Below are 12,338 nucleotides of genomic sequence, written 5' to 3' on the forward strand. Positions count from 1 at the left end.
CGCCAGAGCCCAACAATAACGAGGTGAACATGCTGTCGCTGCGTAACAACAAAAACATCGCTGCATGGCACCTGGGACCGCGTGCCGTTTTTTATGGCGGCTTCTTCATCGCCATCGTGATGGTGTCGCTATGCGCCGCTTCGCTGTACCAGAGCCGGCAGGACGCGCTCGATCGGGCGCGCGAGACGTCGCGCAACGTCGCACTGATCGCGGAGCGTGACATCGAGCGCAATTTCGAGTTGTACGGGCTTTCGCTTCAGTCGGTGGTCGACGGGCTCGGCAACCGGGACGTGATGGCCTTGCCGCCCCGTCTGCGAAACCAGATCCTGTTCGACGGCGCCACCGCCGCAAAAAATCTCGGCTCGATGCTCGTGTTCGATGCGTCGGGCAAGATCATCATCGACGCGGGGAACGACGCGCCGCGCACCGGCAACTTTGCCGACCGCGATTACTTCGTCGTGCAGCGCGACAACCCCAACGCCGGCCTGTACGTCAGCGCACCGTTTCATTCGCGTCTGCGCAATGGTGCGCCCAGCATCGCGTTGAGCCGCCGCATATCGAACCCGGATGGTTCGTTCGCCGGCATCGCGCTGATGGCGATCAACCTCCAATATTTCCACGACCTGTTCGGCGGATTGTCGCTCGGACAGCACGGCGCCATTTCGCTGATCGCCCGCAATGGCCTGATGATCATGCGGCACCCTTACGATCCGAAGGTGATCGGACGCGACATCAGCAAGGCCAGCACTTTCAGGCAGTTCATGACCGCCGAGGAGGGCAGCTTTTCCGACACGTCGTCGATTGACGGCGTGCGTCGGCTCTACTACTTCCGCAACTTCCCGCACCTGCCGTTGATCATCATGGTGGCCGAAGCGGAGCCGGACATCTACGCGGCCTGGCATCGGCGGGCGCTCACAATCGGCTCGCTGATGAGCGCGTTCGCTGTGGGATTCGTCGCGCTGTCGTTCGTGTTGGGCACGCAACTGCAGCGTCGGCTGCGCGCCGAATCGGAGCTGCAATTGCTCGCCCGAACGGACAGTCTCACCGGTTTGCATAACCGGCGCACGCTTGGGGAGATTCTCGAACAGGAGTGGCGCCGCGCGAGGCGCACGCACAGCGTGTTCTCGCTGCTCTTTGTGGACATCGACCGCTTCAAGGCCTACAACGACACGTACGGCCATCAGGCCGGCGACGATGCGCTGGCCGCGGTCGCGCGCTGCATCGGCGATAACATCCGGCGGCCGGCCGACACTGCCGCCCGCTATGGCGGTGAGGAGTTCATTGTCGTTCTGCCGGATACGCCGCCGCAAGGGGCGTCCGTTATCGCGGAGAAAATCCGGTCCGCGATCAACGAACTCGCGATCGAGCATGCAGGCAGCGAATACGGACGCGTGACCGCGAGTATCGGGTCCGCAAGCTGGTCGCCCGACCACGACGCCGATGTGACAACGGTCATCAAGGCCGCCGATGAGGCGCTCTATAACGCGAAGGCGACCGGGCGTAATCGTGTTGCTAGCTGCTCGGAGTAAGGTGCGGGGTGCGGCTTCCTTGGACGCCATGAAAAAAAGATTGGTAGGCCGTGGCGGATTCGAACCGCCGACCAACGGATTAAAAGTCCGCTGCTCTACCAGCTGAGCTAACGACCCACTCTCAACACGCCCGTTCGCCGCGAGCGTTTTTCAGGCCAAGGCGAACAGACAGCCGACAGCCGATAGCCGATAGCCGATGCCGCCCGCGCTAGCCAATCTCGATTGTCCGGGTAGCGGTTCGCGGCCGCTCCTGCTTCGGCACCGTTAAAGTTAGCACGCCTTTGTCGAATTTGGCCAGTGCGCGGTCCGGGTCCGCCTCCTCCGGCATCGGGATCGTGCGCACAAAAGCGCCGTATGCACGCTCGAGCCGGTAGCAACCGTCTTCCTCGCTGTGCACGTCCTGCTTTTTCTCGCCGCGCAACACGAGCGCGCCATCCTCGACACTCACGGTCAGATCCTCGCGCGCCATGCCCGGCAACTCGGCGGTCACGCGCAACACCTTGCCTTCGTCGACCACGTCGATGCGCGGCTGGAAACGCGACGAACTAAAGTCGCCGAACCATCGTTCGAGCGCGCCGCGGCCCGCGAACGGATCGTGGAAAAACTCCTCGACCGCACGCCACGGATCGCGCGGAAAAAGCCGCGAAATATCGGGCCACGCGGCACGCCACTGCTCGCTCGCCGGCGTATCCGGCGCACTGTCCGCTTGCTGCTTGCGCGCCGAGCCGCGAAGAAACTTGAAAGGGTTCCACTTTTTCGGATCGGTGTTCATCGCATCCTCCTTTACGTCTGGTACGAGAACCGCATATTCACCATAGCGCCGACGCCATGCCATCGCAAACATGGCGGACGTGGCGGAAGTGGCGGAAGTGGCGACATAACGCCGCCACCCGTTTCTCCTGTCGTCGTTGCGAATGCGCCGGGTCAGTTCGTCCGCACTTCGATGCGGCGCGGACGCGCTTCGTCGTGACGCGGAATCGTCAACTTCAACACGCCGTCCTTCAGATTCGCATCGATCTTCGACGTGTCGAAGTCGGCGCCGAGCGAAAACGCCCGCGCAAACCGCGGTTCGCGAATTTCCGCGTGCTGCAGACGCAGCCCGGCCGGTGTCGGCACCATCGCCTCGGCCTCGATATACAGATTGCCATCGTGGACTTTCACACTCAACCGCTCCTTCGTCACACCCGGCAAATCGGCCCACAGCGTAATGCCCTGACTGTCCTCGGACACGTCGACGGGCGGCGTCAGCGTGACGCGGCTTTGCGCGCGCTCGTCGTCGCGGCGCGTCACCGCGGTTTCGCTCGCCGTTTCGCTCGTGGCTTCATCTTTTCTCGCAAGTTCGGTTGTGTCGCTCATGATTGCCTCCTTACTTCACGATCTTCACGATTCGGTTCTCACCCAAAACATCATTGAACGGCAATGGCGCGCGGCTTCGACGACTCGCGCTTCGCCACGCTCACGACCAGACAGCCGTCGACATAGCGTGCGCTGGCCTTGTCCGGGTCCGCATGCTGCGGCAATTCGATCGCGCGCCGGAACCGGCCGGCAAAACGCTCCTGCGCATAAGTGCGCGTGTCGTCGCCGGCGGCTTGCGTCTGCGGGAATTCGCGCTCGCCGCTGATCGTCAGCAGACGCTTGTCGATCGATACATCGAGTTTCGCCGGGTCGACGCCCGGCGCGAACGCGACGATCTCGATGGACTCGTCGGTGCTGCCGATATTGATCCGCGGAAACGTGCCTGAACCCGCGGCGCGAATGCTCGTGGGAAAGCCGTCGAAGAGACTCGCGACCTGCCGTTGCAGGCGTTCGATATCGCCGGTCAACCCGGCGCTTGAGAAGAGATCGCTCATGGTGTTGCTCCTTCGCCCTAGGGCGAACCGGACCACGCGCTCCAGTTCGCCCGCCAGGGACATTCATCCACTGACAAACAAATCGAAACACGCAGCGCGTGCAACGCGACTGCTGAGCCGACAATAAAATAGGTCGGCGCCGAACGAATTTCAAGTACGGTTTTTGCACAGTTGCCTGACGAAAAACCGGCGCGAAAACGCGCGACTCGCGCTGAAAAATTTTGTTACAAAGAGCCCGCTCGACACGCTCTTGAAGTCCCGCAACGAACCCCTATTTCGCTTTCCGCCAGGACACTGGCAACGGCTGCGCCCCAACGCGGGCGTCATCCATCTCGCTGTTCGCGCGCAGCCGGATTCCTTTTTGGTGATCTGTTATCGCACAGGAGATGGAAATGAAAATTCGTCCCCTCTACGACCGGGTTGTCGTCAAGCGAATCGAGCGGCAACGCACGACGGCATCCGGCATCGTCATCCCGGACTCCGCCGCCGAAAAGCCCGAACAGGGCGAGGTGATCGCGGTCGGTGACGGGCGTCTGCTGAAGGACGGCACCCGGCGTCCTCTCCAACTCAAGGTCGGCGACCACGTACTCTTCGGCAAATATGCAGGCCAGACCGTCAAGATCGACGGCGAGGAACTGCTCGTGATGCGCGAAGAAGACGTGATTGGCGTATTCGAAGCCGACGCGGCCGCGCAGCGCAAAGCCGCGTGATAAACGTTCAAAGACTTTTGCCGGAGCAACAAGATGAGTGCGAAAGATGTCAGGTTTCACGACAGCGCCCGTAACCGGATCGTCAAGGGCGTGAACGTGCTGGCCGATGCGGTGAAAGTGACGCTCGGCCCCAAAGGCCGCAACGTCGTTATCGAGCGCAGCTTCGGCGCGCCGGTCATCACGAAAGACGGCGTGTCGGTGGCGAAAGAAATCGAACTGAAGGACCGCTTCGAGAACATGGGCGCGCAAGTCGTGAAGCAGGTCGCGTCTAAAACCGCCGACGTGGCCGGCGACGGCACCACGACCGCGACCGTGCTCGCGCAATCCATCGTGCAGGAAGGCATGAAGCACGTCGCCGCGGGCATGAATCCAATGGACCTGAAGCGCGGCATCGACAAGGCGGTTGCGGCCGTGCTGGACGAATTGCTGAAGACGTCCAAGCGTATTTCGACGAGCAAGGAAATCGCGCAGGTGGCGTCGATCTCCGCGAACGCCGACGAAGCGATCGGCAAGATCATCGCCGATGCAATGGACAAGGTCGGCAAGGAAGGCGTGATCACGGTCGAAGACGGCAAGTCGCTCGACAATGAACTCGACGTGGTCGAGGGCATGCAGTTCGATCGCGGCTATCTGAGTCCGTACTTCATCAACAATCCGGACAGGCAGGCCGCGTATCTCGACGATCCGCTGATCCTCGTGTACGACAAGAAGATCTCGGCGATCCGCGATTTGCTGCCGATACTCGAAGCATCGGCGAAGGCAAGCAAGCCGCTTTTCATCATCGCGGAAGACGTCGAAGGCGAGGCGCTCGCCACGCTCGTCGTCAATTCGATGCGCGGCGTGCTGAAGGTCGCGGCCGTCAAGGCGCCGGGATTCGGCGATCGCCGCAAGGCGATGCTCGAGGACATCGCGGTGCTCACGGGCGCCACCGTCATCTCCGAAGAAACCGGCAAGCAGCTCGAGAAAGCGACGCTCGAAGATCTCGGCAGCGCGAAGCGTGTGGAAGTGCGCAAGGACGACACGATCATCATCGACGGCGCCGGTGACCAGCAGCAAATCGAGGCGCGCGTGAAGGCGATTCGCGCGCAGATCGCCGGGACCACCAGCGACTACGACCGCGAGAAGCTGCAGGAACGCGTGGCGAAGCTCGCGGGCGGCGTCGCGGTCATCAAGGTGGGCGCGGCGACCGAAGTCGAGATGAAGGAAAAGAAAGACCGCGTCGACGATGCGTTGCACGCGACGCGCGCCGCTGTGGAAGAAGGCATCGTGCCGGGCGGCGGCGTGGCGCTGTTGCGTGCGCGTGCGGCCATCGCGGACCTGAAGGGCGCCAACGCCGATCAGGATGCCGGTATTCGCATCGTGCTGCGCGCGCTCGAAGCGCCGCTGCGCGTAATCGCTTCGAACGCGGGCGACGAGCCGTCGGTGGTCATCGCGAAGGTGCTCGAAGGCAAGGGCAATTTCGGTTACGACGCGGCCACGGGTCAGTACGGCGACCTCGTGGAAGCAGGTGTCGTCGATCCGACGAAGGTGACGCGCACGGCGCTGCAAAACGCGGCGTCGGTCGCCGGCCTCATTCTCACGACGGATGCGACCGTCGCCGAAGCACCGAAGGAAGAGAAGCCCGCCGCGGCGAACGCGCCCGAACTCGAGTACTAGGCAGAGTACCAAGCAAAGTACTGAGCAGAGTACAAAGGAGAAGGTTCGGCTGCCATTGCCGGGCTCACGTCCGGCACGGCTCCAGTTCGGCTCCGCTGTCCGTTCGCGGCTGGCGGAGCCGCTTTTTGCATGAGCCGCAGCCGGTTTGCGTGGGATTCGAAACGATCGAATACGTATGGAACTGACGCTCACTATCGACTCGCGTCCACTGGCGCTCGAACTGGACGACGTGGTGGCGGGCCTGCTTGCCGCTCGCCTGAACCTGCCCTCGAACACCGACACGCGCGCGGCGCTCTCGCGCTATCTGAGCGATGCCGGCGGGCCGTGGATGCTCGACGAAAATCACATGCGCAAGCGCATCATGCGCCGCCTCATACTCGACATCGCCGATCCCGCGCTGGTGATCCGCTATCTGATGATCGAGCAACCGCATTGAACGGCGCGGGTCTGTCTATGCGGCTATCGTTCCTTCCTTCGACGAAACGCCCACCATGCCGCCAGTCCCGTGAAGCAGGCCACGAGCACGACCAACACCCAGAAGCCGTGATGGTTCTCGGCAAACGGAATGCCGCCCACGTTCATACCGAAGAAGCCCGCGACGATGTTGATCGGCATCGCGAGAACCGTGACCAGCGTCAGCGTAAACAGCGTGCGGTTATTCTGTTCTTCGAGCCGCGAAATAATCTCTTCCTGCAATAGCCTGACGCGTTCGATCAGCCCGGCCATGTCGGAGAGCACCACGGAGAACTCTTCCGTCGACTCGCGCAAATCCTGTACGTCTTCCGGATGAAGCCAGCGCGGCGGTCTCGCGAGCAGACGGAAGATCGCGCCCGGCTCCGGCGCGAGCATCCGTTGCAAGCGCGTCAGCATGCGTCGCATGGCGCCCAGATCGAGCCGGTTTTGCGTGGGCCGCTGCGAGAGAAAACGGTCTTCGATACGGTCGATATCGGCGCTCGTGCGTCGAACGATCTGCACGAGCAGATCCGCCTGATCGCGCATCAGATGAACCAGCAGTTCGACCGGCGAGCGGAAAATTTCGCCCTCTTTCACCGACGCGCGCAAGCGGTCCACCGAACGCAGCGGCTTGAGCCGCGCCGTCACGATGATCCGCTGATGTGCGTAAATCCAGAGTGTCGCAATCTCGGACGGCGTGAACTCGAGGTTGAACATCACGTCGTTGACCACGGCGCGCAATGCACCGTCGGCCTGCTCGATACGCGTGGAATGCGAGCCTTCACGCAACGCGTCGAAAAACGTCTCGGGCAGATCGAGTTGCGCGTGCATCCAACGCTCGGCCGCGCTGTGCGCGAGATTGAAATGCAGCCACAGAAATTCGTCCGCATGCGAAGCGCCGTTTTGCTGCGCGCGCAGCCATTCGAGCGCTTCGTCGGCGGAAATGGGCCGGCCCGCTTGCGTGGGCGAAAAGACGAAGCCGCACACAATGCCGGACGAATCCGAGCCATAGGTTTGCAGCAGAAGTTCAGATTTCATAAGTCTTTCAGACCTTGCTTTCCGCTTGCGGTTTGTGATGACACTCGCAATTTACCAGTCGAACATGAAGCCGCAATGGCCGTCATATTGCCTCAACTCGAGCGTCGCCACGACGCTTGAGCGATTGCTTCATAGCGAATATCAATCATGCGCAAACCTTTGCGGCCTCTTACCTGGGAGTAACCGCCCTACGGTCACGAAGAAGCGCGCCGTTATTGCGTGTGGCGCCAGCGAAAACCGATTTCCAACCGTCTGCTGCTGACCCCGGATTGTCCGGGCATCCGAAGTCTTCAAATAGTTTTCGGCCAAACATGTGGGCGACTGGAGTCCCGAATCATGAACTTTCATAATCTGTCGGAAAAGGCGAAGCTGACTGCCGCGTTCGGTTCGCTTGCGGTCGTCGTGATGATCGTCTCCGGCATATCGCTGATCGCGCTTAACGACGCGAACGAGCGCTTCGCCGGGTTCATCAGCGGCATCAATGCGCGTGCGCAGATGGCCGAGTCGGTGCGAAACGCGGTCAGCGACCGCGCGATTGCAGTGCGTAATCTCGTGCTTGTTTCATCGCCGGCGGATATCGATGTCGAGAAGGCCGCGGTGCTCGACGCGGAGAAGCGCGTCGAGAGCCGCCTCGACAAATTCAACGCGATGGTGGCCAGCGCGAAAGACATCAGCGAAAACGCGCGCACGCTCGCCGCGGAAATATCGCGTATCGAACAGCTTTATCGGCCCGTCGCGCTCGAGATCGACCGGCTCGCGGCGAGCGGACAGCGCGATGCCGCCATCGCCGACATCGCCAGCAAATGCCGTCCGCTGTTGACCGCATTGACGAAAGCGGCGAACGCGTACCTGGACGCCACGCATGAACGCGCTGTAGAAATGGCGAAGGAGTCGGCCGAGCGCCTGGCGCATGAGCGCAATCTGCTGATTGCCTTCTGCGTTGCCGCGATGGCGCTTGCAATCGGCGCCGGCATCGTCATCACGCGCGGTCTGATGCGTGCGCTTGGCGCCGAACCGGTCGCGCTCGCCGAAGTCACGCGGCGCGTCGCGGAAGGCGATCTGCGCGCGGTGCCCGGCGCCAGCAATGCGCCGGCAGGGAGCGTGCTTGCATCGATGGGCGAAATGCAGTCGAGCCTCGTTCGTCTGATCGGCAACGTTCGCCATGCCGCCGACAGCATCGCGACCGGTTCAAGCCAGATCGCGTCGGGCAACGTCGATCTGTCGTCGCGCACGGAACAGCAGGCGTCGTCCCTCCAGGAGACCGCATCGAGCATGGAAGAACTGACGACCACGGTGAAGCAGAACGCGGAAAACGCGCAGCAGGCGAGCACCTTGTCGGCCAATGCGTCCGACGTGGCGTCGAAGGGCAATGGCGTCGTCGGTGAAATGGTGGGCACGATGGGCGAGATCAGCGAAAACTCAACGCGCATCGCCGAGATCACCGGCATGATCGAAGGCATTGCGTTTCAGACGAATATCCTCGCGCTCAATGCCGCTGTCGAAGCGGCGCGTGCCGGCGAGCAGGGCCGCGGCTTCGCCGTGGTGGCAAGCGAAGTGCGCAATCTTGCGCAGCGTTCGTCGAGCGCGGCAAAGGAGATCAAAGATCTGATCAGCACATCCGTGCAGAAGATCCGCGACGGTTCGTCGCTCGCGGACAAGGCAGGCATGACGATGGCCGAAGTCACTCAGGCAGTCGCTCGCGTGACGGACATCATGGGAGAAATCGCGGCGGCCTCTGCGGAACAGAGCCGCGGTATCGAACAGGTCAATCAGGCGATCACGCAGATGGACGAGGTCACGCAACAGAACGCCGCGCTGGTGGAAGAAGCCGCGGCTGCATCGAAGTCGCTCGAAGACCAGGGCCGGCAATTGAATCAGTCGGTGTCGTTCTTCCGTCTTGAAGGCGTATAACGGCGGCTGCCGAACTACCGCTTCGCGGCGGTGACGAGCTGCAGTGGCGTCTCTATCGTTCGCGATAATTCGCCCTGCTTTCTCTGCTCCGTCACCGCCTTTAGCGCGACGTCCATGCCGAACACCGCTTGCCGGTCGGCGAACTGATTGACGGTGGCAAGTACGTGGCCGTCCGCGATCAACGGCTTGATCGCTTCAATCGCGTTATAGCCGGTGATGTACACGCCGCCCGTTCGGCCCGCGTCGCGAACGGCGTCCGCCGCGCCCATTGCCATGTTGTCGTTCGCACATAGCAAGCCGCGAATCTGCGGATGCTGGCCGAGTATTTTCGACGCAATGTCGCGGCCTTTGCCATATTCCCAGTCGCCGGCCTCGGTCGCGACGAGCTGCATGCCCGCCGCGTTCATCGCTTCCTTGTAGCCGGCCGTGCGTTGCTGCGCGTTGCGATCCGCTGCGATGCCTTCGATGATCGCGACCTGATCGCCGGGCTTCAGCCGCTCGACGAGATAGTTCGCCACCAGCATCGCGCCCTTGCGATTGTCGGGGCCGACAAACGGCACAGAGATTTTCGCTGCGTCCTGCAAGGCGTCGTCGAGCGGATTGTCGATGCTGACCACGATGATGCCCGCCTTGATCGCGCGCGCGACCACCGACGTCAATCCTTTCGAGCCCGACGGCGCAATCACGATCGCGTTCATCTTCGCGCGGATCAGGTCCTCGACAATGCGTATCTGTCCCGCCGTGTCGGGCTCCGTCGCGGTTCCGCGCACCGTCAACGCGAATTGCGACGCGTAGTGCTGTTGATAATTTTTGGCCGCGTTCGCCATCGCGGCGGTGAAGGGATCGCTGAGCGACTTCAGCACGAGCGCGATCTTCGGCATGCCGCCTTCCACGGTTGCCGCGCCGGCCGCACGCGTGAAACCGGCCGCAGCCAGTGCACCGGCGATCAGCACGCGGCGGCGCATTCTCTGCGTCATCGTTTCTCTCCTTCGTGGCGGCGCCCGTCAATTGCATGAACGCCAACGGATGAACGCGGACCGATAGGACCGCAAGCGGCTTGCCTGTTCGACATCAACGAGCTTTCAGCACGAGCAGCTCGGATGCGATCTGCTCGAATAACGGCCGCTTGTCGACGTCTTCGCTCAGGCAACTGTCGCGCAAGCTCGCGAGCTTGACGGCGACATCTGCTTGCACACGCGAATCGCTCCAGTGGCAGCGGGTCATCAATTCCTCGAGCAGGCAACCATATGCTCTCACTTCGAGACGCTCCAGCGCCACGCCTGCTTCGCGGTTCTCCGTCGAATAGAAAGAAGCCGCGCCGAAGTCTCCTAACAATACACGTGCCTGGCCGTCATGCAGAATGTTATGCGCGTACAGGTCGCCGTGCATGACGCCTCGCCGATGCAAATGACTGGCCGCCGATGCAATGCCGTGCGCCATGTCGACCACGTCGGCTGCGTTGAAACACACGTCGGCCGCGTAGATGTCGCGCGTGCACGATTCGAAGCTCGGCGGCCCCGCCAGATTGCGGTATTGCGGGTCGATCAGTTCCATCACGAGTCCGTGCGCGTTGTCCGGATGGTCCTTCACTTTTCCGGCTACTGCAATCAGGTTGGGATGATCGCCGGATCGAATGCAAGCGGCCATTTCGCAGTCGGGCAAACCATCGCTCGTAACGGCGCCCTTGAACAGCTTGACCGCGACGCGCCGCGCGGTGTTCTCGTGCGTGCGCAGTTCGGCGCGATAGATCACGCCCGAAGCGCCCTCGCCCAGTTGCTCATGCAAACGCAGATCGTTCCAGCCAATTTCGGCGATGGGCGTATCGTCCAAAGCCGCCGCTTCGAGTGCTTCGCCAAATGGGTTGCCCGCATAGGCGAGCCATGCGAGCCGCGGCATATGAAATAACCATGCCGGCAATTCATCGAGTCGATTGGCGGCAAGCCGCAGCAACTCGAGCCGCGAACACGCAGCCAGTTGTTCGGGAAGAAAGCGCAGACGATTGCCTGCCAGCATCAATTTCTGCAAATGCGTGCAGTGACCGATTTCTGGCGGCAGCGCGTCGACCTCGTTGTCGGTGAGAATCAGCCAGCGCAGACGCGGCGGCAACGCAGTCCCCGCGACGGTGCGAATGCGATTCGCCTTGAAGCCGATCATGCTCAATTGCGGGCATTGTCCGAGCACCGGCGGCAACTCGGTGAACGGGTTGTTCGACGCAAACAGAATGCGCAGTTTGCGTAGCCGCGCGAAATCGTCGGGCAAGGTGGTGAGCGCGTTGCCGGAAAGATCGAGAACTTCGAGCGTGTCGGCGAGATCGAAAATCTCACGCGGAAATTCGCTGAGCCCGCACGCAAGTTTCAAGCGGCGCGTGCCCGCGAGTTGTCCCGCTCTCAGTTGTTCAAGTGTCGTGGTCACAGTGGTAGAAATATCCGGTGGCTGCGGTCCGTCGTGCTGGTAGGGTCGATTTTACTGGGTGACGTGCGGCGCGGCTTGCGGCGTGATGGCAATGGCTCACCGTCTGCTGCACAAATCCTTCATACTTGACGACGAAAGTACGCAGGAGCAGACAAGTGACTTACGCCTACAAGCTGATGGATTCTCCGGTCGGCCAATTGAAGCTCGTCGCCCGCGGCGATCGGTTGACCGCCATTCTGTGGGAGAACGACAAGCCGAACCGCGTGCGGCTCGGTGAGTTGGTGCTCGCCGACGATCGGCCGATCCTGCTCGAAACCGAGCGTCAGTTGCACGAGTACTTCGCGGGCAACAGAGACGCGTTCGATCTCGCACTCGACTTTCAGGGCACCGAGTTTCAGAAGAAAGTGTGGGCCGCGTTGTTGACGATCCCATTTGGCCAGACACGTACTTATGCCCAGATCGCCGCGCAGATCGGCAATGTCAACGCCGTGCGTGCAGTGGGTGCCGCCAACGGTCGGAATCCTGTTTCGATTGTGGCGCCGTGCCACCGCGTGATAGGCGCATCCGGCGACCTCACGGGCTTTGCCGGCGGGCTGGCGAACAAGATGCTGTTGCTCTCGCTGGAAGCAGGGCAAACGTCGCTTGAAGCCGCCGCCGATGTGCAAACGCAAGTCACTGCAGCGACTACCAAAGCTGCCGCAAAACGCTCACGCGCTGCGGCGCCCCGCGGCATGCAGGGTTCGTTATTCGGCAATTGACGGCATCGGCGGAATGCGTGG

12 protein-coding genes and 1 tRNA gene are annotated in these 12,338 nt (G+C 62.0%); 6 read left to right on the forward strand and 7 right to left on the reverse strand.

What is annotated here, in order from left to right; genetic code table 11:
• Positions 1-29 precede the first annotated feature (29 nt).
• Positions 30-1,529: a GGDEF domain-containing protein gene (locus AB6809_RS02625; protein WP_029966954.1), complete on the forward strand. Its 1,500-nt coding sequence runs from the start codon at positions 30-32 to the stop codon at positions 1,527-1,529.
• 41 nt (positions 1,530-1,570) lie between these two features.
• Here the strand turns inward: AB6809_RS02625 and AB6809_RS02630 are convergent.
• The 4 genes from AB6809_RS02630 to AB6809_RS02645 form a co-directional block, all read right to left on the reverse strand.
• Positions 1,571-1,646, reverse strand: a tRNA-Lys gene (locus tag AB6809_RS02630).
• Between the two features lie 91 nt (positions 1,647-1,737).
• Positions 1,738-2,301: an Hsp20/alpha crystallin family protein gene (locus AB6809_RS02635; protein WP_371025976.1), complete on the reverse strand. Its 564-nt coding sequence runs from the start codon at positions 2,299-2,301 to the stop codon at positions 1,738-1,740.
• A 152-nt stretch (positions 2,302-2,453) separates the two neighbouring features.
• Positions 2,454-2,885, reverse strand: coding sequence for an Hsp20/alpha crystallin family protein (locus tag AB6809_RS02640; protein WP_029966956.1), 432 nt, complete (start codon positions 2,883-2,885; stop codon positions 2,454-2,456).
• Positions 2,886-2,935: 50 nt separating this feature from the next.
• A complete protein-coding gene (locus AB6809_RS02645; RefSeq protein ID WP_029966958.1) occupies positions 2,936-3,379 on the reverse strand; it encodes an Hsp20/alpha crystallin family protein in 444 nt (147 codons plus the stop codon).
• A gap of 392 nt (positions 3,380-3,771) precedes the next feature.
• On the opposite strand from AB6809_RS02645, the gene groES reads away from it, so the two are divergent.
• From groES to AB6809_RS02660, 3 genes are all read left to right on the forward strand, one after another.
• Complete coding sequence (gene groES / locus AB6809_RS02650; RefSeq protein WP_029966959.1) at positions 3,772-4,089, forward strand: co-chaperone GroES; 318 nt, start codon at positions 3,772-3,774, stop codon at positions 4,087-4,089.
• A gap of 33 nt (positions 4,090-4,122) precedes the next feature.
• Positions 4,123-5,745: a chaperonin GroEL gene (groL, locus tag AB6809_RS02655; protein WP_029966961.1), complete on the forward strand. Its 1,623-nt coding sequence runs from the start codon at positions 4,123-4,125 to the stop codon at positions 5,743-5,745.
• Between the two features lie 175 nt (positions 5,746-5,920).
• Positions 5,921-6,181, forward strand: a complete 261-nt coding sequence (locus AB6809_RS02660) for a hypothetical protein (RefSeq protein ID WP_029966963.1) — start codon at positions 5,921-5,923, stop codon at positions 6,179-6,181.
• Positions 6,182-6,204: 23 nt separating this feature from the next.
• On the opposite strand, the gene AB6809_RS02665 is transcribed toward AB6809_RS02660, so the two are convergent.
• On the reverse strand, positions 6,205-7,236 hold the full coding sequence (locus AB6809_RS02665) for a transporter (RefSeq protein ID WP_029966965.1): 1,032 nt from the start codon (positions 7,234-7,236) through the stop codon (positions 6,205-6,207).
• A 336-nt stretch (positions 7,237-7,572) separates the two neighbouring features.
• Here AB6809_RS02665 and AB6809_RS02670 point away from each other — a divergent pair, with 336 nt between their 5' ends.
• Positions 7,573-9,147, forward strand: coding sequence for a methyl-accepting chemotaxis protein (locus AB6809_RS02670; RefSeq protein ID WP_035569668.1), 1,575 nt, complete (start codon positions 7,573-7,575; stop codon positions 9,145-9,147).
• Positions 9,148-9,161: 14 nt separating this feature from the next.
• Here AB6809_RS02670 and AB6809_RS02675 read toward each other — a convergent pair whose 3' ends face one another.
• A complete protein-coding gene (locus AB6809_RS02675) occupies positions 9,162-10,124 on the reverse strand; it encodes a substrate-binding domain-containing protein (protein ID WP_029966969.1) in 963 nt (320 codons plus the stop codon).
• 94 nt (positions 10,125-10,218) lie between these two features.
• A complete protein-coding gene (locus AB6809_RS02680) occupies positions 10,219-11,559 on the reverse strand; it encodes a leucine-rich repeat-containing protein kinase family protein (protein ID WP_029966970.1) in 1,341 nt (446 codons plus the stop codon).
• Positions 11,560-11,714: 155 nt separating this feature from the next.
• On the opposite strand from AB6809_RS02680, the gene AB6809_RS02685 reads away from it, so the two are divergent.
• Positions 11,715-12,317, forward strand: a complete 603-nt coding sequence (locus AB6809_RS02685) for a methylated-DNA--[protein]-cysteine S-methyltransferase (RefSeq protein WP_029966971.1) — start codon at positions 11,715-11,717, stop codon at positions 12,315-12,317.
• The last annotated feature ends 21 nt before the right edge of the window (positions 12,318-12,338 follow it).

This window comes from Paraburkholderia sp. RCC_158 (assembly GCF_041355255.1).
Classification (GTDB): Bacteria; Pseudomonadota; Gammaproteobacteria; order Burkholderiales; family Burkholderiaceae; genus Paraburkholderia; species Paraburkholderia graminis.